Raw genomic sequence first — 24,703 nt, 5'->3', positions numbered from 1 at the left:
CTCGCCACCATTCTAGGCGTTGACGCGCCGTACGGCTACCAGAAACAAAAAAACGGGCAGCTCGCAAGGAGCTGCCCGTTTCGAATCATTGCCGTTAAAAACTTAGCGGCGCAGACCCAGACGCTGAATCAGAGACTGATAGCGCTCGAAATCTTTACGCTTCAGGTAGTCCAGCAGCTTACGACGCTGGTTTACCATGCGGATCAGACCACGACGAGAGTGGTGATCCTGCTTGTTGGTTTTGAAGTGGTCCTGCAGGCCGTTGATGTTGGCGCTCAGCAGTGCAACCTGAACTTCAGGGGAACCGGTATCGTTATCGCCGCGGCCGTATTCGTTGACGATCTCGGCCTTTTTCTCAGCGGTTAATGCCATCTGTCTCTCCAGTAAGCAATATGCCTAAAAATGAATGGGTGAGACCACGCATATTTGCAGTCTCAAGCGACTATTTTCGCGCAAATCGTTACATCCTTGCAACGTTTTACGAAATGGCGACTGTACTTAACAGCCGCTTGGGGGCCACTTCCTGAGGCCCTTTTACAACGCCAAGGCCGATAAACGTCTCGGCGTAATAAAGTCGTGCTAGCGCATCTGGTGCTAATTCACCAATGGCTAGATGGGCAGACTGCCCGTGGGCAAGCCTTCCAAACGAGGTGTCGTCGACACTAAGCGAAGGCAGATGGTCGACTAGCACATCCACAGGCATCAGTTCTGCCTCGCGATTGGCTTGGCTGGCTAATGCTTCCAGGTCTTCCAGTGTCCACATGGCGTCGCCGTTAAACGGCCCCGTTTTAAGCCTGCGCAGCTGGCTAATGTGGGCACCACAGCCTAGAGCATGGCCAATATCTTCAGCCAACGTGCGGATGTAAGTGCCTTTACTGCAGCTTACTTCCAGCTCGAACGCGGTGCCCTCAAACGCAAGCAGGCGCGCATCATACACGCTTACCCGCCGCGCTGCACGCTCAACCTGCTTACCCTCGCGGGCCAGCTCGTAGAGCTTTTTACCTTGATGCTTCAGCGCCGAGTACATGGGCGGCACCTGCTCAATCTCGCCGCGAAAACGCGTCAAGACAGACTCAACGTCTTCAGCAGTGAGGCTTGGCACTTCGCGCCGCTCCATCACCGTGCCTTCGGCATCGCCGGTGTCGGTGATCACCCCCAGTTCAACCCGGGTGCGATACATCTTGTCAGCTTCTAGCAAGTGCGCGGAAAACTTGGTGGCTTCACCCAGGCAAATAGGCAACAAACCTGTCGCCATGGGGTCCAACGTGCCGGTATGCCCGGCTTTTTGCGCCTCAAAGAGACGACGCACACGCTGCAGCGCGTGATTGCTGGAGATACCTTTCGGTTTATCCAGTAGCACCACGCCATTGACCGGTAATCCGCGACGGCGACGAGCCATTAGCGCGTCTCCTCACCTTGCTCTTCGCTACCACCCTCGTCATCGGCTTGACGAGCACGATCGGTCGAGACCGCTTCGTCAATCAGCGATGAGAGGTGCTGGCCACGCACCACGCTTTCATCGAAATGAAAGCGCAGCTCAGGTACGTGGCGCAGCTTGATACGCTTGGCAATTTGGCTTCTTAGAAACCCTGAGGCACGTTTCAGCACCTGCAGGTTCTCTTTGATACGCTCAGGATCCTGTTCACCCAGCAGGGTGACGTAGATATCGGCGTAGCCAAGGTCACGACTAACGGTGGCACCGCTCACCGTGACCATGCCCAAGCGCGGGTCTTTCACTTCGCGTTGGATCAGTACCGCCAGCTCCTTCTGGAGCTGGTCGGCTACTCGGTCGGTACGCTTAAATTCGCGCATGCTTGCTCCTCGCGGCCTTACAGGCTGCGCTCGACCTTCACTTGGTCAAAGACTTCGATCTTGTCGCCGACCTGGACATCGTTGTAGTTCTTCACGCCGATGCCACACTCCATACCGTTACGCACTTCTTGTACGTCGTCTTTGAAGCGGCGCAGCGATTCGAGCTCGCCTTCGTAGATGACCACGTTGTCGCGTAGAACGCGGATACGCTTGCTGCGCGAGACGGTGCCTTCGACGACCATACAGCCAGCCACCGCACCGATCTTCGGCGCACGGAACACGTCGCGAACTTCGGCCACACCGACGATCTCTTCTTTCCACTCGGGCGCGAGCATACCGCTCATCGCCTGCTTCACTTCGTCGATCAGCTGGTAGATAACGCTGTAGTAGCGCAGATCCAGGCCTTCACGCTCGATGATCTCGCGGGCAGCCGCGTCGGCACGGACGTTAAAGCCGACCACGATGGCTTCAGATGCCAGCGCCAGGTTGGCGTCAGTTCCGGTAATACCACCCACACCAGAGGAGACCACTGCCACCTGCACTTCTTCGGTGGAGAGCTCTTCCAAGGCGCCTTTGATCGCTTCCAGCGAGCCTTGAACGTCGGCTTTGAGGACGATGTTGACCTTGGCCACTTCGTCCTGGCCCATCTGGCTGAACATGTTCTCCAGCTTGGCCTTCTGCTGACGCGCTAGGCGAACCTCGCGGTATTTACCCTGACGGAAGTTAGCCACTTCGCGGGCTTTCTTCTCGTCGGCGACTACCATGAAGTCATCACCTGCATCCGGCGTGCCGTCGAGACCCTGGATCTCTACTGGCATGGCGGGGCCAGCGGTATCGACCTGCTTGCCTAGCTCGTTGGTCAGCGCACGTACGCGACCGTAGTGCAGGCCAGCCAGGACGATATCGCCCTTCTTCAGCGTACCGTTTTGAACCAGCACGGTAGCAACCGGACCGCGTCCTTTATCCAGACGAGACTCGACGACTACGCCTTTACCGGGTGCAGACGGAACGGCTTTGAGCTCCAGCACTTCGGAGGCCAGCTGGATCGCTTCCAGCAGGTCTTCCATACCTTCACCGGTTTTAGCAGACACATGAACAAACTGCGTGTCACCGCCCCACTCTTCAGAGATAACGCCGTGCTGCGACAGCTCGTTACGAATGCGGTCAAAGTCAGCACCCGTTTTATCGATCTTGTTCACAGCAACGACCATGGGAACTTCAGCCGCTTTCGAGTGCTCAATCGCCTCGACGGTCTGAGGCATCACGCCGTCGTCAGCGGCGACCACCAGGATAACCACGTCGGTGGCTTTTGCACCGCGGGCACGCATGGCGGTGAACGCCGCGTGGCCAGGGGTATCCAGGAAGGTCACACCGCCGTGGTCATCTTCCACGTGGTAAGCACCGATGTGCTGGGTAATACCGCCCGCTTCGCCAGTGGCGACTTTCGCACGACGGATGTAGTCCAGCAGCGAGGTTTTACCGTGGTCAACGTGCCCCATAACGGTCACAACCGGTGAACGGGTGATCTCTTCGCCTTCGTAGGAGATGCCTTCCAGCATTTCCGTTTCCAGCGCGTCATCTTTCACCAGTTTGACCTTGTGGCCCATCTCTTCCACCACAATCGCCGCTGTATCCTGGTCGATTGTTTGGTTGATGGTCACCGCAGCACCCATGGTGAACATGGCCTTGATGACTTCGTTGGCCTTGATCGACATTTTATCAGCCAGCTCAGCAACGCTGATCGACTCAGGGATCGAGACTTCACGAACGATCGGCTGCGTCGGCTTCTGGAAGCCGTGCTTGCCATTACCGCTTTGGCTAGCACCACCACGACGTCCGCCACGGCGCTCGGCACGCTTCACTTTCTTGCCGCCGCCGCGCTTACGCTCTTCGCGATCGCCACGATCATCGTCGTCGTCACGACCTTTCTTCTTCGCGGCTGCCTTTTTCGGCGGCGCAGTACGACGATCGGTACGGCCCTCTTTCGGCGGTGCAGGCGGCAGATCATCTGCTACCGGAGTGTCGTCGATTTCAAGCTCGGGCACTTCGATATCCGGCACTTCAGCGGCTTTGGCTTTGGCCTTCTCTTCCGCTTCTTTACGCGCGGCGTCTTCGGCAGCTTTGGCTTTCGCAGCGGCGGCTTTCTCTTCAGCGGCGCGGGCATCGCGTGCTTTACGCTCTGCTTCTGCTTCCGCCATATCGCCTACCAACTGACGCGGGCCAGAGTGCTTCGGCTCAGGCGCCTTCGGCTTCTCATCTTCTTCGCGCTTAACGTAGGTTTTCTTCTTACGAACCTGTACTTCGATCGTTTTACCGCGCTCGCCGGTCTTGATGCGGCTGCGGGTTTTACGGGTCAGCGTAATACGGTTTTTGCTCGGTTCGCTGTCGCCGCCGCCGTGGCTTTTCTTCAAAAAGCTCAGCAGTGTCTGCTTGTCATCTTCAGACACGGCGTCGCCTTCTGAAGCATGCTTCAAGCCAGCTTCTTTCATCTGTTCCAATAGGCGGGGCACATCGCGGCCCACCTTTACTGCAAAATCTTTAACTGTCATATCTGACATAGTGACCCTCCTCAGCCCGTGACCTGTTTACTGTGTGTTTGAATCCGATGCGTCATCGACTTCAAACCAGGGCGCACGGGCAGTCATGATCAGTGCCGCTGCGCGCGCTTCGTCCAACTCCTCGATATCGACCAGATCGTCGACAGACTGCTCGGCGAGATCTTCCATTGTGACGATACCGCGGCTGGCCAGGATGAAGGCCAAGTGGCGCTCCATGCCGTCCATCTCCAGCAGATCTTCTGCCGGCTGGGCACCGTCTAGCGCTTCTTCCGAGGCAATCGCCATCGTCAGCAGCTCGTCTTTCGCACGTGCACGCAGCTCTTCCACCAAATCTTCATCGAACTCTTCGATTTCGAGCATCTCTTCCAGCGGCACGTAGGCAACTTCTTCCAGGGTGGTAAACCCTTCTTCCACCAACAGGCGAGCAACGTCTTCGTCCACACCCAGGTGTTGGACAAAGGAGTCCACCAAGCTGTCGATTTCCTGCTCGCGCTTGGACTCCGCTTCATCTTCGGTCATGACGTTGATACGCCAGCCAGTCAGCTCAGACGCCAAGCGAACGTTCTGGCCGCTGCGGCCAATCGCCTGCGCCAGGTTGTCCTGGGCCACCGCTACGTCCATGGCGTGAGCATCTTCGTCCACTAGGATAGACCCCACATCGGCTGGCGCCATGGCGTTAATCACTAGCTGGGCGGGATTGTCGTCCCACAGAACGATATCTACACGCTCGTTTTGCAGCTCAGACGATACCGCCTGAACCCGTGAGCCACGCATACCGACGCAGGCACCGACCGGATCAATGCGGCGGTCGTTGGTTTTCACTGCGATCTTGGCACGTGAGCCGGGGTCGCGAGCGGCACCTTTGATTTCAATCAGCTGCTCGGCGATTTCCGGCACTTCAATTTTGAACAGCTCAATGATGAATTCAGGGCAGGTGCGTGAGAGCTGCAGCTGCGCACCGCGAGCGTCCGGGTCAACCTTGACCAGCAGCGCGCGAACACGCTCGTTCATACGGTAGCGCTCGCCATGGATCATTTCGTTACGCGGCAAAAACGCTTCGGCGTTTTCGCCCAGATCAATGATCAGGCCGTCACGGGTGGTCTTTTTCACGATACCCGCGACCAGTTCGCCTTCACGGTCGGCGTATTGACGCACGACTTCGGCGCGCTCGGCTTCACGTACTTTCTGTACGATAACCTGCTTGGCGGTTTGCGCGGCAATACGACCAAACACGGCATTTTCGATTTTTTGCTCGACAACATCGCCCAGCTTCAGCGGCGGATCGCGCTGCTCGGCAATGGTCTCTTTGATTTCGTAGTCTGGCGTTTCGAATTCGTCATCTTCGACCACGGTCCAGTAGCGGAACGTATCGTAGTCACCGGTGCGGCGATCAATATGAACGCGCACATTGGCTTCTTCGTGCTCAAAACGCTTACGCGACGCGCTGGCCAGCGCGGCTTCTACCGCTTCGAAGATGACATCGCGGGGGACGCCTTTTTCATTAGAGATCGCATCCACGACCATTAAAATTTCTTTACTCATGCGTTTGCCTCGCCAGAAAACCTGTCCTTTTGTGCATCATCCCGGCGCCTGCCGGAAGCCGCGACCCGTGTTATTCGTCGAACTGCGGGACAACGTGCGCAGAATCGATGCTTTCGATAGGAAAGCAGTACTCTTCGCCTTCCAGTTGCAGCAGCACTTCATCACCCTCGACACCTGCGAGGAGCCCTTGATACTTGCGTCGCCCATCGAAGGCAACGCGCAGCTTCAATGCCACGTGATGGCCTTGATAGCGAATAAAGTGATCCAGGGAGTAGAGGGGACGTGCCATGCCGGGTGACGAGACCTCCAGGCGGTATTCGCCGGGAATGGGGTCTTCCACATCCATAACGGCACTGACTTGACGGCTAATATCAGCGCAGTCTTCCACGCTGACACCGCTCTCGCGCTCGATGTAAATTACCAGCCGCGAATGCTTGCCCTGGGAAATATGGTCGATACCCCATAGCTCGAAGCCCATGGCGGCAACGACAGGTTCGATCAGCGCGTGAAGCGCAGCGTGTTTTGTGGCCACAGACAAAGCTCCTATAGCCGTTGCATCAGGCACCTGGCCAGGAGTCATAAGAAAAGCTAGGTGGCTGATTGGCATTACCTGGGAATGTGTCTCTGGCTACTCGGACAACATCCGCTCGTGAGACACTCTTGGCTCGCAAAAAGCTATTTATAAAAAGCTACTAACAAAAAGCCCCTTCACAGGAAGGGGCTTTTTGAAAGAAACCTGTAATACCATTTTAGCAACATGTCGCGATTTTTTCGCTGCCTGGAAGCACAATGTAGAACGCTTTTAGGCTTAAACAGTGTTACTAAATAAATGGTAGCGGGGACCGGATTTGAACCGATGACCTTCGGGTTATGAGCCCGACGAGCTACCAGACTGCTCCACCCCGCATCAATCTAGTTCGACGATAATAGACACTTGAAAGGCTTACGTCAAGAACTCATTTCAAGAACTTTTTCAAATGCGTCTTTCGTCTCAGGTGCCAATCCTGACATTCTGGGAAGCTGGTAAACCAGCGAAACAGATGGTGCCGAAGGCGGGACTTGAACCCGCACGACCATACGGTCACTACCCCCTCAAGATAGCGTGTCTACCAATTCCACCACTTCGGCATCAGGGGAGGCTAAAGAAAGCGACATCAAGCAGTTACTCGCTGCTTTCCTCTAGCACTGGCGCGGTATTATCCATACTTGCAGGAGAGTCGTCAAGCGTTGGAATGTTTTGCTGTTGTTCGATCATCTGCGCATCAGGAATACCCGCTTCCGGCGCTTGGCCTGCCTGGGTCGCGAAGTACGCAAGCGCCATGGAGGTGACAAAAAAGCCCGCCGCAAGAATTCCCGTTGTGCGGGAGAGGAAACTACCGCTACCCCGCGAGCCAAACACTGTTTGCGACGCACCGCCACCAAAAGCAGCGCCTGCTTCGGCACCCTTACCCTGCTGAAGTAGGATGAGTACAACCAAGGCGACCGCAATCACCACGTGAACCATAAGAATTGCAACTTGCATGGAGTTATCCTGCTGACTGACAAATGGCGTAGAAATCGTCGGTTTTAAGCGAGGCACCGCCCACTAAACCGCCGTCGATGTCCGGCTGGGCGAGCAGCTCAGCCGCGTTACTTGCGTTCATGCTACCGCCGTAAAGCAGTTTCAGCTGCTCGGCAAGCGACGCATCAAACCCTGCCTGATAGGCACGAATGCCTGCCATGACCTCTTGCGCCTGCTCTGGCGTGGCCGTACGGCCGGTACCTATCGCCCACACAGGCTCGTAGGCAATAACGATTTGCAGACGCTGTTCTGGCGCTAAGCGAGCCATGATATAGCCTACTTGGCGCAACACAACGTCCATCGTGCGGCCTGCATCGCGCTCTTCCAGCGTTTCACCCACGCATAGAATAGGCGTCAGCCCAGCATCAAGGGCTGCCAGCAGACGGTCAAACACCTGCTCGTCGCTTTCGCGGTAAAGCTGGCGGCGCTCAGAGTGCCCCACCAACACGTAGGCCACACCAAACTCTTTGAGCATGCTACCGCTCACTTCCCCGGTATGCGCCCCGGAGTGATGAGGATTAAGCGTTTGCGCCCCTAACTGCAGCGGCGTGTTGCTGAACGCATGGCGCGCAGCGTCTAGATAGGGAAACGGCGGAATGACCACCACGTCGATATTGGCGGGCAGCGCAGCAGAAGCAAACGTTTTGCCAAACGACTCAATCAACGCCGCAGAACCGTTCATTTTCCAGTTGCCGGCGATTAATGGCGTACGCATGGATAATCCTCACTCAAGGTGGAGCGAAATGGTATAGGAGCCGCCTTGTCAAGACAACCGCTGTTGCAAGCCCAATGACAGGCACGATGCGCTTTGCCGAGCAAGGACGGCTATTCACGACCCAGCATGCTAGCCGAGTAGCGCCTGCACTTGACCTGCCAACTTATTGGCTAGGCGATCCACATCCAAATGAGCGCGCCCTTCCACCATTACGCGGATTAATGGCTCGGTGCCGGATGGGCGCAGCAGCACCCGCCCTTGGTCCCCTAATTCAGCCTCCAATGCAGCAACAGCATCCAACAGCGGTTGGGCAGCCATAACCTCTTTGGCATTCGACCCTGCGGGCAAGCGCACATTAACCAGTGATTGCGGCACTTTTTCCAGCCCTTTCAGCAGCGATGGTAACGGCTTTTGCTCTCGCACCATTAACCCCAGCACCTGCAAGGCTGACACAATACCATCGCCGGTCGTTTGTACGTGGCCACAGACAATGTGTCCCGACGCTTCGCCGCCCAGCTCCCAGCCGTTGGCTGCCATCATTTCCATCACGAAGCGGTCGCCTACTTTGGCACGCTGGAACGGGATACCGAGCCGGTCTAATGCCATCCCCAGGCCGAAGTTACTCATCAGCGTGCCGACCACGCCGCCTTCCAGAAGGCCGCGCTCAAAACGGTCACGGGCGATTAAGTACAAAATATCGTCGCCATCGACCTCACGACCATCCGCATCAACGAGCAGTACACGGTCGCCATCGCCATCGAAAGCAATGCCTAAATCCGCCCCTTGCTGAATTACCGCCGCCCGCAGCGCTGCTGGGTGTGTCGATCCCACATGGTGGTTGATATTTAGTCCATCTGGCGCGGTGCCAATCACGCTCACTTCCGCCCCTAGCTCGCGAAAAACGCTGGGCGCGATATGGTAAGTGGCACCGTGGGCGCAATCCAATACCACTTTCAGTCCGTGCAAACTAAGTCGATCCGGCAGGGTGGATTTACAGAACTCAATATAGCGGCCTGCGGCATCGTCAATGCGTGCCGCCTTACCTAGCTGCGCCGCATCGGCGGTGGTCAACGGGGCTTCCAGCATCGCTTCAATGCGGTCTTCCACGTCATCCGGCAGCTTTTTGCCTTCTGCGGAGAAAAACTTAATGCCGTTATCGTCAAACGGATTATGAGAAGCTGAAATCACAATGCCCGCATCCGCCCGGAAGGTACGTGTGAGATAAGCGATCCCAGGCGTGGGCATCGGCCCTAACAGGGAGACATCGACACCTGCGGCTGAAAGCCCCGCTTCCAGCGCCGACTCAAACATATAGCCAGAAATACGCGTGTCTTTACCAATTAATACCCGCGTGCGGCCTTTCTCTCGGCGCAGTACCTGCCCTGCCGCCCAGCCAAGCTTGAGCATAAAATCAGCGGTAATCGGTGCTTGGCCCACGGTACCGCGAATACCGTCAGTACCAAAATAGCGTCGTGTCATAACGAGAGTTCCTTATCAACGGGCGGCTCACAGCCCTCTTGTAGTACCGCCCAAGCCATATTCACAGCATCCACTGTAGGCCCAACATCATGCACTCGTAGAATGCTCGCCCCACGCTCAACCGCCATAGCCGACAAAGCCAAGCCGCCAGCTAACCGTTCTTCTACCGAACGACCCAGTACTTTGCCAATCATGCTTTTACGTGACATGCCTACCAATATCGGCAGATCAAGCGCGAGCAGCGACTCCATATACTTGAGCAAACGCAGGTTATGCTCGACGGTTTTGCCAAACCCAAAGCCAGGGTCGATCAAAAGACGATGACGGCGCAGCCCTGCCGCTTCACAAGCATCGATACGCTCGGATAAATACGCCGCGACCGCACGCTCTACGGGCTCGCTGTACTCAGGAGAGTGCTGCATGTTCTGCGGCTCGCCCTGGCGGTGCATCAGACACACAGGCAAACCGCTGCTGGCAGCAGCTGCCAGTGCGCCCTCGCGCTCTAGCGCACGCACATCGTTAATCATCCCCGCCCCTAAGGCGCTGGCTTCACGAATTACCGTGGCGCTGCTGGTATCCACCGATACCAACGCATCTAGTTCGCGCACCAGCGCTTCCACTACGGGTGCGACACGGTCTAGCTCTTGCTGCTCAGAAACCGCCATAGCGCCTGGACGGGTCGATTCGCCGCCCACATCAATCAAGGCAGCGCCTTCGGCCAGCATGCGCTCGGCGTGGCGTAGCGCATCGTCTAAGGCAACATGCTGACCACCATCGGAGAACGAATCAGGCGTGACGTTCAAAATACCCATCACCCGTGGAAACGAAAGATCAAGCGTATGGCGCCCACAGCGCAGCTGCAAAGCACTCTCTGCTTGGCGCGAAGGCGATGAAGGATCAACGTTCGGTGTCATGCTACCGCCTAAAAATAGAAAAGAAACGTAACTGCTATTGGCCCACAGCATAACAAAAAGGCGCCCCAATATGGGACGCCTTTGCTAACACCAGCAGTATGGCTTGATTAAGGACCTGCAGGGCCACCTAGCGGGTCAGATGGACGACGGCGAGGCTCATCGTCATCCTCTTCGCCTTCATCGCTTGACGCGTTAGGCGCTTGGTCATCCGCTTTCGCTTCTGGCTTATCGTCGCTGACGCGCATTCCACCACCGGAGGAGTCACCGTCGTTCCAGCCTTCCGGCGGACGCGGGTCACGTCCTTCCATGATGTCTTTAAGCTGGCTGGCGTCGATGGTTTCAAACTTCATCAGCGCTTCTGCCATGGCATCCAGCTTATCGCGGTTGTCATGAAGAATCTGACGCGCCTGCTCGTAACACTCATCGATAATCTTGCGCACTTCTTTATCAAGACGCGTGGTGGTTTCGCCAGATTTCAGCTTACCGCCGCCCTGACCAGGGCCACCGAGGAACTGGTGAGACTCGTCCTCATCGTACATGATCGGGCCCATCTCATCCGAGAGACCCCATTTGGCCACCATGTTGTGAGCCAGCTCAGTGGCACGCTTGATGTCGTTAGATGCACCAGTGGTCACACCGTTAGCACCCAGCGTCATCTCTTCGGCAATACGGCCACCAAACAGCGAGCAGATCTGGCTGATAATTTGCTGGCGCGACAGGCTGTAGCGATCCTCTTCCGGCAGGAACATCGTCACACCCAGCGCGCGGCCACGGGGAATAATCGTCACCTTGTAGACCGGATCGTGCTCAGGCATGACCAAGCCAATAATCGCGTGGCCTGCTTCGTGATAAGCGGTATTGAGCTTCTCTTTATCGGTCATGACCATGGATTTGCGCTCAGCGCCCATCATGATCTTGTCCTTGGCAAGCTCCAGCTCTTCCATGCTAACCAAACGCTTATTACGACGTGCGGCAAACAGCGCGGCTTCGTTCACTAGGTTGGCAAGATCCGCACCGGAGAAGCCCGGCGTACCGCGCGCGATCAGCAGCGGTTTCACATCATCCGACAGCGGCACTTTGCGCAGGTGAACGCCAAGAATGTGCTCACGACCACGAATGTCGGGTAAGCCAACGGTCACCTGACGATCGAAACGGCCTGGGCGCAACAGTGCCGGGTCGAGAACGTCCGGGCGGTTGGTGGCGGCGATGACAATAATGCCCTCGTTGGCTTCAAAGCCGTCCATTTCCACCAGCAGCTGGTTCAGCGTCTGCTCACGCTCATCATTACCACCACCCATGCCGGTACCGCGCGAGCGGCCAACAGCATCGATTTCGTCGATAAAGATAATGCAGGGCGCCTGCTTCTTGGCCTGCTCGAACATGTCACGAACGCGGGATGCACCCACACCAACGAACATTTCAACGAAGTCAGAGCCTGAAATAGAGAAGAAAGGCACTTTGGCTTCGCCCGCAATGGACTTGGCCAGCAACGTTTTACCGGTACCAGGCGGGCCCACCATCAGTACGCCGCGGGGAATGGTGCCACCCAGGCGTTGGAACTTGGTGGGGTCGCGCAGGAAGTCGACCAGCTCTTCTACTTCCTCCTTCGCTTCGTCGCAGCCTGCGACATCTGCAAAGGTGGTTTTGATCTGATCCTGGGAGAGCAGCTTCGCCTTGGATTTGCCAAAGCTCATCGGGCCGCCTTTACCGCCACCAGCGCCGCCCTGCATTTGGCGCATAAAGAACATAAAGATGGCCAGGATCAGCAGAATCGGGAAGCTGGCAATCAGCAGGCGCGTCCAGATGCTTTGCTGCTCTGGCTCTTTACCCACGACCGTCACGTTATTGCTGAGCAGATCGTCCATCAGCTTCGGATCTTCCGCCGCCGGACGAATGGTCTGGAACTGCGAACCATCCGTGCGCTCACCGTTGATGGTATAGCCATCAATCGTGACGCTGCGGACCTGCTGATTTTGCACCTGCTGCACAAACTGGGAGTAGTTAGTGGTTTGTGGTGCGCTTTCCGTACTGAAATTATTGAACACTGTCAGTAGAACGGCCGCGATGACCAACCACAGAATCAGGTTCTTCGCCATATCGTTCAAGGGGCTACCCTCATTACAAGAATCCGTCAGTTAACCGCTAATACTCTGACCTTACACTAGAGCTTAACGTTCAACCATTGCCAAAGCACATTTGGCTTTGGGCCATCTGTGTCACGTTCGTCCAATGTACATAATGTGACACACCTTACGCTTGCCTGTCTGGCAATCGTGGTGATAAATCTTTGCTATAGCACTTGCCCATACCACCAGGGCCTTGCCAGCACTGGCTAACCGCGAAAGCCCTCCGCCAAAAAATAGACTTCTCGAGAACGAGCCCGTGAGGCATCCGGTTTGCGGGTAACCACGCGGTCAAAACTGCCACGCAGCTCTTTTAGGTAGGCGTCAAAGCCTTCCCCCTGGAAGACCTTTACCAAAAACCGCCCTTTGGGCGAGAGCGTTTCACGGGCCAACTCCAACGCCAGCTCGACAAGATACATCGCTTGTGGCTGATCGATGGCTGCCATACCACTCATATTGGGGGCCATGTCCGACATAACAAGGTCTACCGGACGATTTCCCAGACGCTCAAGAATCGCGTTAAGTACGCTCTCCTCGGTAAAATCGCCCTGAATAAAGTCCACCCCTGCCAGCGCATCCATCTCCAGAATATCAGAGGCGATGACCACGCCCTCTGGCCCGACTTTTTCGGCGGCGATTTGGCTCCATCCACCAGGGGCTGCCCCCAGGTCAATGATCGTCATACCATTACGAAACAGTTTATCCTTCTCATCCAGCTCTAGCAGCTTATAGCTCGCCCGGGAGCGGTAGCCATCCTGCCAGCTCTGTTTCACGTACTGGTCGTCAAAATGTTCTTTCTTCCAGTTATTGCTGGTTTTGCTCACTGAATGTTTACGGCTTGGAGGCTTTTGCTGCATGTGGGAATCTGACACTGGAATAAGAGATGGGCGCGTTCACGTGATTGCTTTCACTTAGCGGCATTTCACCGTAAGATGGAACGTTAAGCGCTAACCGGGATACCGCAAGATACCATGAGCTTGTCACAGGCACAAAAGAAAGCATTTCGTAGCATTGGCCACCATTTGAACCCAGTGGTCACCGTTTCTGAGAACGGCGTCTCCGAAAATTTGCTCGCAGAACTCAGCCGCGCGCTCAATGATCACGAGCTGATTAAAGTGAAACTCGCTCTGCCCGAACGGGATGACCGCGCTGCGATGATCAACGAGCTGCTGGCTGACAGCAACGCCGAGCTGGTGCAAACCATTGGCAAAATGGCGCTGCTTTATCGCCGCAACCCAAAGGCTAACCCCAAGCTCTCCAACGTTACCCGCTTCGAGAACCATCACGGGCGGCACTAACGCACACAGTACTATGCTGACACGGCGCCAAGCGCCGCTAAGCCAAAAGGCCCGAAGCAGCTACCTGCATCGGGCCTTTTTTATGGCGCTATCCGCACAACATTAGAGGTGTTCAACACTCTCAATTTCGTACTCAACGTCGCCGCCGGGCGTTTTCACCACCACCACATCGCCCTCTTCTTTACCAATCAGCGCGCGCGCAATGGGTGAAGTGACCGAAATACGCCCCGCTTTAATGTCGGCTTCATCTTCGCCAACAATGCGATAGGTAACGCTGGCATCACTATCCAGGTTCAAGAGCGACACAGTCACCCCAAAAATCACCTTGCCGGTTTTCGGCAGCTTGGTGACATCAATCACCTGGGCGCCAGAGAGCTTGCTCTCGATTTCCTGAATACGGCCTTCAATAAACCCCTGTTGTTCACGGGCGGCGTGGTACTCGGCGTTCTCCTTTAGGTCGCCGTGTTCACGCGCTTCAGCGATGGCCGCAATCACCTGAGGGCGAGCTTCGCCCTTCAAGTGGTTGAGCTCTTCGCGAAGGCTTTTTTCTCCCGCTACCGTCATCGGGACCTTGTTCATTGACTTGCTCCTGCATGCAGATCCTGAAGGCGCCGCACCGTAATCTCCCTACCGTACTCTAGCGCCATGCAAACAGCATTAGCGCCCGCCAAGGTGGTCGCATAGGGCACCTTGCGCGCGAGAGCAGTACGGCGAATGATCGAAGAGTCGTTAATTGCCTGACGACCTTCGGTAGTGTTCACGATGTAGGCGATTTCGTCGTTCTTCAGCAGATCGACGATATGGGGACGGCCTTCGTAGACTTTATTGACGTGCTCCACGGGTAGCCCAGCGGCTTCAATCGCTGCTGCCGTGCCGCGTGTTGCACAAAGTGTGAAGCCCAATGTTAGCAGAGAACGGGCCACTTCGATAATCCCCTGCTTGTCAGGTTCGCGCACTGACAGGAACGCTTTACGGTCGCCATCCAGCGCTGGGATCGCTTCACCCGCGCCTAGCTGCGCCTTGAAGAAGGCTTCCGCGAAGGTATCGCCGGAGCCCATCACTTCACCGGTGGATTTCATTTCCGGCGAGAGAATCGGGTCAACGCCCTGGAACTTGTTGAACGGGAAGACCGCTTCTTTGACGCTATAGAAGTGCGGCACGATCTCACGTTCGAAGCCCTGCTCGGCCAGCGTCTTACCAGCCATGCAACGCGCGGCAATCTGGGCCAGCGAGGTGCCGATGCACTTGGAAACAAACGGCACAGTACGGGATGCGCGGGGGTTGACCTCGATCACGTAGATCTCGCCATCCTGCCACGCGAGCTGCACGTTCATCAGACCTTTTACGCCCAGCTCCACGGCCATTTTCTTGACCTGCTCGCGCATCTCGTCCTGCACATCAGCGGGCAGCGAGTAAGGCGGCAGCGCACAGGCGGAGTCGCCAGAGTGAACGCCCGCTTGCTCTACGTGCTGCATGATACCGCCGATCACGACCTGCTCACCGTCTGAGACCGCATCGATATCTACTTCCACCGCGGCGCTCAGGAAGTGATCCAGCAGTACCGGCGAGTCGTTAGAGACTTTCACCGCGTTAGTCATGTAGTTTTCAAGCTCGGAGGCGTCGTAGACGATCTCCATCGCCCGGCCGCCCAGAACGTAGCTCGGGCGTACCACCAAGGGGTAACCAATTTTTTCAGCTTTGGCGAAGGCGTCTTCAAAGCTGCGCGCGGTGGCGTTAGGCGGCTGCTTCAGGCCAAGCTTGTCGATCATTACCTGGAAGCGCTCGCGGTCTTCAGCGCGGTCAATGGCGTCCGGCGTGGTGCCGATAATCGGCACGCCTGCGGCTTCCAGCTCGCGAGCCAGCTTCAGTGGGGTTTGGCCGCCGAACTGTACAATCACGCCCACCGGCTTCTCTTTATCGGCAATTTCCAGCACGTCTTCCAGCGTGACGGGCTCGAAGTAGAGGCGATCAGAGGTGTCGTAGTCGGTAGAAACGGTTTCCGGGTTACAGTTGACCATGATGGTTTCATAGCCGTCGTCGCGCATGGCGAAGGCGGCGTGAACGCAGCAGTAGTCAAACTCGATGCCCTGGCCAATACGGTTCGGCCCACCGCCCAGCACCATGATTTTCTGACGATCAGAGACGTCCGCTTCGCACTCTTCCTCGTAGGTGGAGTACATGTAGGCGGTATCCGACGCAAACTCGGCAGCACAGGTGTCCACGCGCTTGTACACCGGGCGAATGCCTGCGTCCTGGCGGGTTTTGCGGAACTCTTTTTCCGACACGCCCAGGAGCTTGGCTAAACGCGCATCACCAAAGCCTTTACGCTTGAGCTGATAAAGCTCACGGGCAGAGAAATCAGCCAGCGCACGCTTAGCAACAGCGTTTTCGGTTAGCACCAGGTCTTCAATCTGCACCAGGAACCAGCGGTCGATGTTGGTCAGCGCAAAGATCTCACCCACGCTCATACCAGCGCGCATAGCATCAGCCACGAAGAAGATACGCTCGGCACCCGCCGCCTGCAGCTCGCCCTTGATTTGGGCCATGGCTTCATCGGTGAATTCGGTCACGATCGGATCGAGGCCGTCGTTACCGGTTTCCAACCCGCGCAGCGCTTTTTGCAGCGACTCTTGGAACGTGCGGCCAATCGCCATCACCTCACCCACCGACTTCATCTGGGTGGTCAGGCGGTCGTTAGCCTGGGGGAATTTCTCGAACGTAAAGCGCGGAATTTTGGTCACGACATAGTCGATGGACGGCTCAAACGACGCTGGCGTTTGACCGCCAGTAATGTCGTTCTGAAGCTCATCAAGGGTGTAACCCACCGCCAGCTTCGCGGCGATCTTGGCAATCGGGAAACCGGTGGCTTTCGATGCCAGCGCCGAGGAGCGCGACACACGCGGGTTCATCTCGATCACGACCAGACGACCGGTTTTCGGATCCATACCAAACTGTACGTTGGAGCCACCGGTTTCTACGCCGATCTCACGCAGTACCGCGAGGCTCGCGTCCCGCATGATCTGGTACTCTTTATCGGTCAGCGTTTGCGCCGGCGCCACGGTGATGGAGTCGCCGGTGTGTACGCCCATCGGGTCAAAGTTTTCAATCGCGCAGACGATAATGCAGTTATCGTTTTTGTCGCGCACCACTTCCATTTCGTACTCTTTCCAACCCAGCAGCGACTCATCGATGAGCAGCTCGTGGTTGTTAGAAAGCTCGAAACCGCGGGTACAGATCTCTTCGAACTCTTCCTTGTTGTACGCCACGCCGCCGCCGGAGCCGCCCATGGTGTAGGAAGGGCGAATAATCGTCGGGAAGCCAAGCTCTGCCTGAATTTCCCACGCCTCGTCCATGGTGTGCGCCACTTTGGCTTTCGGGCACTCCAGGCCAATGCGCTTCATGGCTTGGTCGAACAGGTCGCGGTCTTCCGCCATATTAATGGCGTCGGCGTTGGCGCCGATCATCTCAACACTGTACTTAGCAAGTACGCCATGTTTTTCAAGATCCAGCGCGCAGTTCAGCGCGGTTTGGCCGCCCATGGTGGGGAGAATGGCGTCCGGGCGCTCGACTTCGATAATTTTCTCAACCGCCTGCCAGGTAATCGGCTCGATGTACGTGGCATCGGCCATGGCGGGGTCGGTCATGATGGTGGCCGGGTTAGAGTTGACCAAAATAACCCGGTAACCCTCTTCGCGCAGCGCTTTACACGCCTGAGCGCCAGAGTAGTCGAATTCGCAGGCCTGGCCGATGACAATCGGACCAGCGCCAATGATAAGAATGCTATTGATATCGGTACGCTTAGGCATAACGGTTCCCGCAAAAAGTGGTGACGATGAGCATCAAAACGGCGTAACTAGGCAATGAGAGGCAGCGCGGCTAACTTAGCGGCGCGCCTGCATCATGGCGATAAAGCGATCAAACAGCGGCGCTACATCGCGCGGGCCAGGGCTGGCTTCCGGGTGGCCCTGAAAGCTAAACGCCGGGCGGTCGGTACGCTCAATGCCCTGCAGGGTGCCATCGAACAGCGAGCGGTGCGTGGCACGTACGTTGCTCGGCAGGGTCGCTTCATCGGCCGCAAAGCCGTGGTTCTGGCTGGTGATCATCACCGTGCCGGTATCTAGGTCTTGTACCGGATGGTTAGCACCATGGTGGCCGTGGCCCATCTTGACGGTTTTGGCACCGGAGGCCAGCGCCAGCAGCTGGTGGCCCAAGCAAATGCCGAACACCGGCGTGTCGGTTTCCAACACTTCCTGGATCGCTTTGATGGCGTAGTCACAGGGCTCGGGGTCGCCGGGGCCGTTAGCCAGGAACACGCCATCCGGGTTCATCGCCAGCACCTCTGCCGCAGGCGTTTGCGCCGGCACCACGGTCAAGCGGCAGCCGCGCGCCGCCAGCATACGCAGGATGTTGAACTTCACGCCGTAATCAAACGCGACCACATGGTAAGGGCGCTCGCCCTGGGTGGTATCCGCGTAGCCTTCGCCCAAGGTCCACTCACCTTCTGACCACTCGTACGCTTCTTTGCACGAGACTTCCTTGGCTAAATCCATGCCCTTCAGGCCTGGGAACGCCTTCGCCGCCGCCAGCGCCCGCTCTACGGCATCCTCACCTTCTGCATCGGCACCCGCCAGAATCGCACCGTTCTGGGCACCTTTATCGCGCAAAATACGCGTCAGGCGGCGGGTATCGATATCCGCAATACCCAGCACGTTTTGGCTTTTCAGGTAATCAGAGAGGGTTTGCTCAGAACGGAAGCTACTGGCCAGCAGGGGGAGATCGCGAATTACCAAGCCAGCTGCCGCAATCGAGGCGGACTCTACATCTTCAGAGTTAATGCCAGTGTTGCCGATGTGCGGGTAAGTCAGGGTGACGATTTGGCGGGTGTAAGAGGGGTCGGTGAGGATTTCCTGGTAGCCGGTCATGGCTGTATTGAACACCACCTCACCGCTTGTGACTCCATCCGCGCCAATGGCAGTTCCATGAAACACACTGCCATCTTCCAGGGCCAATATCGCGGGTTTGCTCAATGCGGGGTTATTCAAGACAAGTTCTCCCATGCTGGTGGGAGCCTGTGGGCGCAGGCTCGGCGATCCGGTTGTCGGCGTTTGCGTGCAAACGTCGGGTCGTAAAAAAGCGGGACGAAGCCGACAATAAAAAATCGGTTTCATCCCGCTTGTTGTTCTCTTTCCTTGGCCTTCATAACGGTGTTAGCCATGGCGCAGCATTTAGCTGACTACTTTTCCCACTTAACGGCCAGTGCAACAAGCGCGGTGCTCTCTCTACAGCTCTTCACTGTAGATATTTTGCTGCTTTTTGCAGCCACTGGGCCAAAATTTTTGGAATGTTACAGGATTTCTCGACTTTCGGCTAGCCCCAAAACTACCGATGACGTTATGCATAACGTTTTACTTTCGCAATCAGCATGTCATGCCCGTTAGGCCGCTAATACGTTCCGAAAGCATTTTCGTATACGAAATTAATATATTTGGTTGTCCTCCTACTATTTTTTTGTCTACGCTTCTCCTTAGTTGACCAATTGGTCAAAATTGTTATTGTCGATAGCTCATCCAATAAATACAAAGAGAATATCCTCATGCCACAAAGCCCTACGCCGTATTCCGGTTCACCACCCACTCAGGCTACAACCAGCCTGGATCATTACTTCAATGTCAGCCGCCGCGGCTCCTCGGTGAAGACCGAAGTGCTGGCAGGCATTGCGACGTTCCTGGCCGGGATGTATATCATCGTGGTCAATCCAGCCATCTTATCTGATGCTGGCATCCCTTTCTCTGCGGCCCTATCCGCCACAGTCGTTATCAGCTTTTTCAGTAGCTTAGCGATGGGCCTTTACGCTCGTAACCCGATTCTGGTCGCCCCTGGCATGGGCATGAATGCTCTTTTCACCTATACCTTGGTGCTTGGCGCAGGGCTGTCGTGGGAGGTTGCTCTAGGATGCGTATTTTGGTCGGGGGTGTTGTTCGCGGTTCTAGCGCTATTTAACGTTCGCGAAGCGATTATCGAGGCCATTCCTGCCTCATTACGCTATGCCATCACCTGCGGCATAGGCCTATTCATCACCTTTATTGGACTCAAGAATGCTGGGTTTATCGTTGCTAATCCAGCAACCCTGGTTAGCCTCGGTGAACTAGACGCAAGCCTCATCACCTTCTTTATCGGCCTGATGGTCACGGCAATCTTGGTAATACGTGGTTTCAATGGTGCGCTGATTTTAGGCATCGCCTTAACCACTTTGCTGGCAGCCCCTATGGGGCGTTTGTGGAGTGACGAAGTATTAGTGGTTTGGCAAGGCCTCGCCTCATGGCCGGACTTCTCAGCGGTCATGAAGGTCGACATCCTAGGCGCCCTCAAAGTGGCTTACTTGCCTTTCATTTTCGTGATGCTGTTCACTAACTTCTTCGACTCACTCTCCTGCTTTATGGCCTTGTCTGAGTCTGCGGATCTCAAGGATGCCAACGGCAATCCTCGCAACCTTAAGCGCTCCATGACGGTAGATGCTTTCGCCTCAATGATTGCAGCTCCACTCGGCACCAGCGCTGCGCAAACCTTCATCGAATCCGGAGCGGGCGTTGCCCAGGGGGGCCGTACAGGGCTCACCGCCGTGGTTATTGGCGTCCTGTTTCTACCCTTCCTGTTTCTCTCTCCGCTGCTGTCTTTAGTCCCCAGTATCGCTACGGCGCCAGCCCTGGTGCTGGTCGGGCTGTTTATGATGGCGCCCATTGGAAAGATCGACTGGAGCCGTCTTGAAGAAGCCTTCCCAGCCTTTCTGGCCATCATATTAATGCCGCTGACCTACTCCATCACGCTTGGCATTGCCTTTGGGTTTATCAGCTTTGTGCTGATCCGGCTGGCGACCGGTAAGCTAAACGAAATCAAGCCTGCCATGTGGGCCTCAGCCCTGCTTGCGGTGGTTATGCTGCTAACCGCACAGTAGCTCGCTCTTCTAACTACTGACAGCTCAGCCAAAAACAGCACTCTGTCCTGTTCGCAGCCACATTTAGACTAAAAGCCCATTCAAAAATAAGGGTGAGTCCATACGACTCACCCTGCGGGCAGGCTCAGAGGCAACCCATAACATTACGCTCTGCAGCCAGCACTACACATATCGAGAGGCTGCGTGCTGTCCTACCTCATTACTCCAAGCCCAATACATCTTGCATGTCGTAGCGACCGTGGGGCTGATTGGCCACCCAGCGGGCAGCACGCACGGCACCCTTGGCGAACGTCATACGGCTGGAAGCTTTATGAGTGATTTCGATGCGCTCGCCTTCGGTGGCGAACATGACGGTATGCTCGCCCACGATATCGCCCGCCCGCACGGTAGCAAAGCCAATCTCTTTATCAGTACGCGGGCCGCACTGCCCTACCCGCTCGAACACGCCGTGCTCTTTCAAGGTACGGCCCAAACTTTCGGCCACCACTTCGCCCATTTTAATGGCCGTGCCGGAAGGCGCATCGACTTTATGGCGGTGGTGGGACTCAATCACCTCAATATCGTAGCCTTCATCGCCCAGGGCTTTGGCCGCCGTTTCCAGTAGTTTGAGCGTCAGGTTCACGCCCACGCTCATGTTGGGGGCAAACACCATGGCCACTTTATCGCGGTAGCTATCTAGCTCGGCCAGCTCTTCATCGTTCATACCGGTGGTGCCAATCACAATGCGCTTACCGTGCTCGGCGCAAAATGCCAGATTCGCCAAGGTAACTTGGGGCGCAGTGAAGTCGATCAGCACGTCGAAGTCATCCACAATGGCGTCGAGCGAATCCACGGCGGCCACACCACGCTTACCCACACCTGCCAGCTCGCCGATATCAGCACCGGCCAGGGAGCTGCCCGGCTCCACAATACCGCCTGCAAGCGAGGCATCAGCCTGTTGCTCAACGGCGTTGACTAACGTGCGGCCCATGCGGCCAGCTACGCCTACAATGGCAATTCGGGTCATGGAAACTCCTACGCGTGCGCTATTTGGCATCAACTAGAAACAAAAAAAGGTGGCCGCGATTATAGCAGACCACCCTTAGCGATGCGGCGCTAACGGCAGCGCCCTTCATGCACTTTCAATTTTCCCAGACAATCTCCAGCGGCTCGTCTTTCGCCATACGCATTAGATGGCTCTCGACCACGCCCTCTAGCTGGTCCAAGTGCTCTTCTTCCAGGGTTTCGATGGAGACCAGTAGCCGATCAGGTTCGGCGTGCATCAGGCAAGTACCGCTGGCAAACACGATCTTGGCGTCCTGTTCACTGTGCTCCACCTCAAGCTTATGCGCCCAGTGTTTACACAGGCGGTTGATCAACCGCGCGCCGGATGGGGTGGCAATTTCTGCTCGGGATAAAGGCATGCGGCTCTCTCCAATTTAATAGAAGTGATTATCTACTAGCCTAATCCTCACAGCGAAAAGAGCCAAGCAGCGAATGAGAATTCCTTGCAACGGTGTGTTCGGCTACTCACTGCCCTTACTATCAAAAGCCGTGGTAATCTCCAACCAAGCCTAAGCAATTTTAGAGACAACAATGACAGATGAGACGCTAAAAAGCCTGACCGCCCTACGGGTAGGCCGCAGCCGAGGCCGACTAGCAGCGAATAAGCCCTGCTTACTGCTGGCGATTATTTGTGAAATCCAAAACGGGCACATTAACACGCCGACGGTTGCCATTGATGACCGGCTACTAGCGCGTTATTTCGATTTGTATGAAGCCGCCACCGGCGACCGTCAGTCGGCTAACCCTCACCTGCCACTTTGGCACCTAAAGGGCGACCAAGGCGTTTCTGGCGCACTTTGGGAGCCGGTGTTTGATAGCAGCATCGCTCACGTTGCCAATAGCTTAGGCCAGCCTAAATCGCTTAAGGGTTTAAAGGCACTCTTCACACAGGCAGTGCTAGATAGCGCTCTATTTAGTGCCTTTCAGAATAAACAAATGGCTCATAACGCCAGCGCACTGATCGTAGCGCACTATTTCGCTGAAGATCCTCAGCAGCACGCGCTGAACACCTATTTAGCCAATGCACTAGAGAGCGGCGATTACGAAAAGCACCCCGATAGCTTAGTGGGCGAAGTTAAGGAGACACATCAACAGCAGGCACGCTCAGCCGCTTTTCGCACTCTGGTATTGGAAGCCTACGACTACCGCTGTGCCGCCACTCGTTTGCGCTTTATCACGCCAGACTACCGTTATCTGGTAGAAGCCGCCCACTTAATTCCTTTCGCCGAAAGCTACGACGACCGCCCTACAAATGGCTTAGCACTGACGCCCAATTTACACTGGGCGATGGATAACCGATTGATCGCGCCGGGGCCGGACCATAAATGGCATGTCAGCCCAATTCTTGATGACTTTATGCCAGATAACGCATGGCTTCAGCAGTTGCATGGTCAAGCGGTGGTGCTGCCCCGAGCCAAACGCTGGCAGCCCGATCAACAGGCCTTAGCGTGGCGAATGGATCACCTTTTGCGCTGAAGCAGATACAAAAACGCCCCAGCACACTGAAGTGCTGAGGCGTTTTATGTAGTGACGCTATACCACCCTTACGGCTTCATCTCTTCAAAGAACTTCTTCACGCTGTCGAAGAAGCCGGTCTTCTTCGGCGAGTGGCTATGACTATTGCTGTCATCAAAGCTCTTTTGCAGCTGGCGAAGCAGGTCTTTCTGCTCGTCGTTGAGGTTGACGGGCGTTTCCAACACTACTTTGCACAGCAGGTCGCCGGGGGCACCGCCGCGTACCGGCTTCACGCCTTTACCGCGCAGGCGGAAGAGCTTGCCGGTTTGGGTTTCCGGCGGGATCTTCAGTTTCACGCGACCATCCAGCGTGGGCACTTCCAGCTCGCCACCTAACGCTGCATCAACAAAGTTGATCGGCACGTCGCACTGCAGGTGCTTACCATCGCGTTTGAAGATGTGGTGCGGCTTGATGGCGACCTGAACGTACAAATCGCCCGCTGGGCCGCCGTTGACGCCGCTCTCACCTTCGCTATTGAGGCGAATGCGGTCGCCGGTATCCACGCCCGGCGGAATCTTCACCGAGAGAGTGCGGGTTTCGCGCACGCGGCCTTCGCCGTTACATTTGTGGCACGGCACTTTAATGTGCTGGCCACTGCCGTGGCAGGTGGGGCAGGTTTGCTGGACCGCAAAGAAGCCCTGCTGCATACGTACCTGGCCGTGGCCGTGGCAAGTGGGGCAAGTCTCTTTGGTGGAGCCTGGCTCGGCGCCACCACCATCACAGCGGTCACACTCGATATGGCGCGGGACGCGAATATCCACCGTGGTGCCCGCCACCGCGCTCTCTAGATCCAGCTCTAGGTTGTAGCGCAGGTCGGAACCGCGGGCGGGTGCGTTGGGCCCACGACGACGGCCACCGCCGCCACCGAAAATATCGCCAAACACATCGCCGAAGATGTCGCTGAAATCGCCAGCGCCACCGCCGCCGAAGCCACCACCGCCAAAGCCGCCGCCCTGGCCATCCACACCGGCGTGACCGAACTGGTCGTAGGCCGCGCGCTTCTCGCCATCGCTTAAGACTTCGTAGGCTTCCGACACTTCACGGAACTTTTCCGCTGCGGTGTTATCGTCCGGGTTTCGATCAGGGTGGAATTTTTGCGCCAGACGGCGATAGGCCTTTTTGATCTCTTTCTGATCGGCCCCTTTTTCGACACCCAGGACTTCGTAATAATCGCGTTTGGACATGGGTCC

General features: G+C 56.4%; 21 protein-coding genes and 2 tRNA genes. 3 read left to right on the top strand and 20 right to left on the bottom strand.

The window, feature by feature from the left end:
- Positions 1 to 102 precede the first annotated feature (102 nt).
- The 14 genes from rpsO to rlmE form a co-directional block, all read right to left on the bottom strand.
- Positions 103 to 372 carry a 30S ribosomal protein S15 gene (rpsO, locus tag ACIGG6_RS08910; RefSeq protein ID WP_009723734.1) on the bottom strand — a complete coding sequence of 90 codons (270 nt, stop codon included), beginning with the start codon at positions 370 to 372 and terminating at the stop codon, positions 103 to 105.
- A gap of 106 nt (positions 373 to 478) precedes the next feature.
- Positions 479 to 1,399: a tRNA pseudouridine(55) synthase TruB gene (truB, locus tag ACIGG6_RS08905; RefSeq protein ID WP_399843987.1), complete on the bottom strand. Its 921-nt coding sequence runs from the start codon at positions 1,397 to 1,399 to the stop codon at positions 479 to 481.
- Complete coding sequence (rbfA, locus tag ACIGG6_RS08900) at positions 1,399 to 1,812, bottom strand: 30S ribosome-binding factor RbfA (RefSeq protein ID WP_399843986.1); 414 nt, start codon at positions 1,810 to 1,812, stop codon at positions 1,399 to 1,401. The genes truB and rbfA overlap by 1 nt, the downstream gene beginning before the upstream one ends.
- A gap of 17 nt (positions 1,813 to 1,829) precedes the next feature.
- Positions 1,830 to 4,370 (bottom strand): translation initiation factor IF-2, encoded by a 2,541-nt coding sequence (infB, locus tag ACIGG6_RS08895; protein WP_399843984.1) that lies wholly within the window; start codon positions 4,368 to 4,370, stop codon positions 1,830 to 1,832.
- A 27-nt stretch (positions 4,371 to 4,397) separates the two neighbouring features.
- Positions 4,398 to 5,912, bottom strand: a complete 1,515-nt coding sequence (gene nusA / locus ACIGG6_RS08890) for a transcription termination factor NusA (protein ID WP_253501988.1) — start codon at positions 5,910 to 5,912, stop codon at positions 4,398 to 4,400.
- A 70-nt stretch (positions 5,913 to 5,982) separates the two neighbouring features.
- A complete protein-coding gene (gene rimP / locus ACIGG6_RS08885) occupies positions 5,983 to 6,444 on the bottom strand; it encodes a ribosome maturation factor RimP (RefSeq protein ID WP_139527972.1) in 462 nt (153 codons plus the stop codon).
- 298 nt (positions 6,445 to 6,742) lie between these two features.
- Positions 6,743 to 6,819, bottom strand: a tRNA-Met gene (locus tag ACIGG6_RS08880).
- A 134-nt stretch (positions 6,820 to 6,953) separates the two neighbouring features.
- Positions 6,954 to 7,040, bottom strand: a tRNA-Leu gene (locus tag ACIGG6_RS08875).
- A gap of 34 nt (positions 7,041 to 7,074) precedes the next feature.
- On the bottom strand, positions 7,075 to 7,434 hold the full coding sequence (gene secG, locus ACIGG6_RS08870) for a preprotein translocase subunit SecG (RefSeq protein WP_399843982.1): 360 nt from the start codon (positions 7,432 to 7,434) through the stop codon (positions 7,075 to 7,077).
- A 4-nt stretch (positions 7,435 to 7,438) separates the two neighbouring features.
- The gene (tpiA, locus tag ACIGG6_RS08865; protein WP_044629471.1) at positions 7,439 to 8,188 is read right to left on the bottom strand and encodes a triose-phosphate isomerase; all 750 of its coding nucleotides are present in this window, start codon (positions 8,186 to 8,188) and stop codon (positions 7,439 to 7,441) included.
- Between the two features lie 129 nt (positions 8,189 to 8,317).
- On the bottom strand, positions 8,318 to 9,667 hold the full coding sequence (glmM, locus tag ACIGG6_RS08860; RefSeq protein WP_399843979.1) for a phosphoglucosamine mutase: 1,350 nt from the start codon (positions 9,665 to 9,667) through the stop codon (positions 8,318 to 8,320).
- Complete coding sequence (gene folP, locus ACIGG6_RS08855; RefSeq protein WP_399843978.1) at positions 9,664 to 10,581, bottom strand: dihydropteroate synthase; 918 nt, start codon at positions 10,579 to 10,581, stop codon at positions 9,664 to 9,666. The genes glmM and folP overlap by 4 nt, the downstream gene beginning before the upstream one ends.
- 107 nt (positions 10,582 to 10,688) lie before the next feature.
- Positions 10,689 to 12,686: an ATP-dependent zinc metalloprotease FtsH gene (gene ftsH, locus ACIGG6_RS08850; protein WP_253501983.1), complete on the bottom strand. Its 1,998-nt coding sequence runs from the start codon at positions 12,684 to 12,686 to the stop codon at positions 10,689 to 10,691.
- Between the two features lie 227 nt (positions 12,687 to 12,913).
- Positions 12,914 to 13,561: a 23S rRNA (uridine(2552)-2'-O)-methyltransferase RlmE gene (gene rlmE / locus ACIGG6_RS08845; protein ID WP_044629468.1), complete on the bottom strand. Its 648-nt coding sequence runs from the start codon at positions 13,559 to 13,561 to the stop codon at positions 12,914 to 12,916.
- 114 nt (positions 13,562 to 13,675) lie between these two features.
- Here rlmE and yhbY point away from each other — a divergent pair, with 114 nt between their 5' ends.
- On the top strand, positions 13,676 to 14,002 hold the full coding sequence (gene yhbY / locus ACIGG6_RS08840; protein ID WP_062360548.1) for a ribosome assembly RNA-binding protein YhbY: 327 nt from the start codon (positions 13,676 to 13,678) through the stop codon (positions 14,000 to 14,002).
- Between the two features lie 102 nt (positions 14,003 to 14,104).
- Here yhbY and greA read toward each other — a convergent pair whose 3' ends face one another.
- The 3 genes from greA to carA form a co-directional block, all read right to left on the bottom strand.
- Complete coding sequence (gene greA, locus ACIGG6_RS08835) at positions 14,105 to 14,581, bottom strand: transcription elongation factor GreA (protein WP_044629467.1); 477 nt, start codon at positions 14,579 to 14,581, stop codon at positions 14,105 to 14,107.
- On the bottom strand, positions 14,578 to 17,808 hold the full coding sequence (gene carB, locus ACIGG6_RS08830) for a carbamoyl-phosphate synthase large subunit (protein WP_399843976.1): 3,231 nt from the start codon (positions 17,806 to 17,808) through the stop codon (positions 14,578 to 14,580). Before carB ends, greA begins: the two co-directional genes overlap by 4 nt.
- A gap of 75 nt (positions 17,809 to 17,883) precedes the next feature.
- Complete coding sequence (gene carA / locus ACIGG6_RS08825) at positions 17,884 to 19,029, bottom strand: glutamine-hydrolyzing carbamoyl-phosphate synthase small subunit (protein WP_399844019.1); 1,146 nt, start codon at positions 19,027 to 19,029, stop codon at positions 17,884 to 17,886.
- Between the two features lie 566 nt (positions 19,030 to 19,595).
- Here carA and ACIGG6_RS08820 point away from each other — a divergent pair.
- Positions 19,596 to 20,954 (top strand): NCS2 family permease, encoded by a 1,359-nt coding sequence (locus ACIGG6_RS08820; RefSeq protein ID WP_399843975.1) that lies wholly within the window; start codon positions 19,596 to 19,598, stop codon positions 20,952 to 20,954.
- A 199-nt stretch (positions 20,955 to 21,153) separates the two neighbouring features.
- Here the strand turns inward: ACIGG6_RS08820 and dapB are convergent, their stop codons facing one another.
- Entirely contained in the window at positions 21,154 to 21,960 is an 807-nt protein-coding gene (gene dapB, locus ACIGG6_RS08815) for a 4-hydroxy-tetrahydrodipicolinate reductase (protein WP_399843974.1), read from the bottom strand.
- A 115-nt stretch (positions 21,961 to 22,075) separates the two neighbouring features.
- Positions 22,076 to 22,357 (bottom strand): DUF2218 domain-containing protein, encoded by a 282-nt coding sequence (locus ACIGG6_RS08810; RefSeq protein WP_399843973.1) that lies wholly within the window; start codon positions 22,355 to 22,357, stop codon positions 22,076 to 22,078.
- Positions 22,358 to 22,529: 172 nt separating this feature from the next.
- Between ACIGG6_RS08810 and ACIGG6_RS08805 the strand changes: the two genes are divergently transcribed.
- The gene (locus ACIGG6_RS08805) at positions 22,530 to 23,474 is read left to right on the top strand and encodes an HNH endonuclease (RefSeq protein WP_399843971.1); all 945 of its coding nucleotides are present in this window, start codon (positions 22,530 to 22,532) and stop codon (positions 23,472 to 23,474) included.
- Between the two features lie 68 nt (positions 23,475 to 23,542).
- Here the strand turns inward: ACIGG6_RS08805 and dnaJ are convergent, their stop codons facing one another.
- Positions 23,543 to 24,697 carry a molecular chaperone DnaJ gene (gene dnaJ, locus ACIGG6_RS08800; RefSeq protein ID WP_083023369.1) on the bottom strand — a complete coding sequence of 385 codons (1,155 nt, stop codon included), beginning with the start codon at positions 24,695 to 24,697 and terminating at the stop codon, positions 23,543 to 23,545.
- Between the last annotated feature and the right edge of the window lie 6 nt (positions 24,698 to 24,703).

The sequence above is a fragment of the Vreelandella lionensis genome (assembly GCF_044543515.1).
GTDB classification, from domain to species: Bacteria; Pseudomonadota; Gammaproteobacteria; order Pseudomonadales; family Halomonadaceae; genus Vreelandella; species Vreelandella lionensis.
Note: the sequence above shows the minus strand (reverse complement) of the source record. Positions and strands in the feature narration are given on the sequence as shown.

Bases quoted from the DNA above. Each gene is read 5' to 3' on its own strand.
- yhbY (WP_062360548.1), top strand. From the start codon at position 13,676: ATGAGCTTGTCACAGGCACAAAAGAAAGCATTTCGTAGCATTGGCCAC.
- truB (WP_399843987.1), bottom strand. From the start codon at position 1,399: ATGGCTCGTCGCCGTCGCGGATTACCGGTCAATGGCGTGGTGCTACTG.
- dapB (WP_399843974.1), bottom strand. From the start codon at position 21,960: ATGACCCGAATTGCCATTGTAGGCGTAGCTGGCCGCATGGGCCGCACG.
- carB (WP_399843976.1), bottom strand. From the start codon at position 17,808: ATGCCTAAGCGTACCGATATCAATAGCATTCTTATCATTGGCGCTGGT.
- rbfA (WP_399843986.1), bottom strand. From the start codon at position 1,812: ATGCGCGAATTTAAGCGTACCGACCGAGTAGCCGACCAGCTCCAGAAG.
- folP (WP_399843978.1), bottom strand. From the start codon at position 10,581: ATGACACCGAACGTTGATCCTTCATCGCCTTCGCGCCAAGCAGAGAGT.
- glmM (WP_399843979.1), bottom strand. From the start codon at position 9,667: ATGACACGACGCTATTTTGGTACTGACGGTATTCGCGGTACCGTGGGC.
- rlmE (WP_044629468.1), bottom strand. From the start codon at position 13,561: ATGCAGCAAAAGCCTCCAAGCCGTAAACATTCAGTGAGCAAAACCAGC.
- infB (WP_399843984.1), bottom strand. From the start codon at position 4,370: ATGTCAGATATGACAGTTAAAGATTTTGCAGTAAAGGTGGGCCGCGAT.
- secG (WP_399843982.1), bottom strand. From the start codon at position 7,434: ATGCAAGTTGCAATTCTTATGGTTCACGTGGTGATTGCGGTCGCCTTG.
- ACIGG6_RS08810 (WP_399843973.1), bottom strand. From the start codon at position 22,357: ATGCCTTTATCCCGAGCAGAAATTGCCACCCCATCCGGCGCGCGGTTG.
- ACIGG6_RS08805 (WP_399843971.1), top strand. From the start codon at position 22,530: ATGACAGATGAGACGCTAAAAAGCCTGACCGCCCTACGGGTAGGCCGC.
- tpiA (WP_044629471.1), bottom strand. From the start codon at position 8,188: ATGCGTACGCCATTAATCGCCGGCAACTGGAAAATGAACGGTTCTGCG.
- rpsO (WP_009723734.1), bottom strand. From the start codon at position 372: ATGGCATTAACCGCTGAGAAAAAGGCCGAGATCGTCAACGAATACGGC.
- nusA (WP_253501988.1), bottom strand. From the start codon at position 5,912: ATGAGTAAAGAAATTTTAATGGTCGTGGATGCGATCTCTAATGAAAAA.
- ACIGG6_RS08820 (WP_399843975.1), top strand. From the start codon at position 19,596: ATGCCACAAAGCCCTACGCCGTATTCCGGTTCACCACCCACTCAGGCT.
- dnaJ (WP_083023369.1), bottom strand. From the start codon at position 24,697: ATGTCCAAACGCGATTATTACGAAGTCCTGGGTGTCGAAAAAGGGGCC.
- greA (WP_044629467.1), bottom strand. From the start codon at position 14,581: ATGAACAAGGTCCCGATGACGGTAGCGGGAGAAAAAAGCCTTCGCGAA.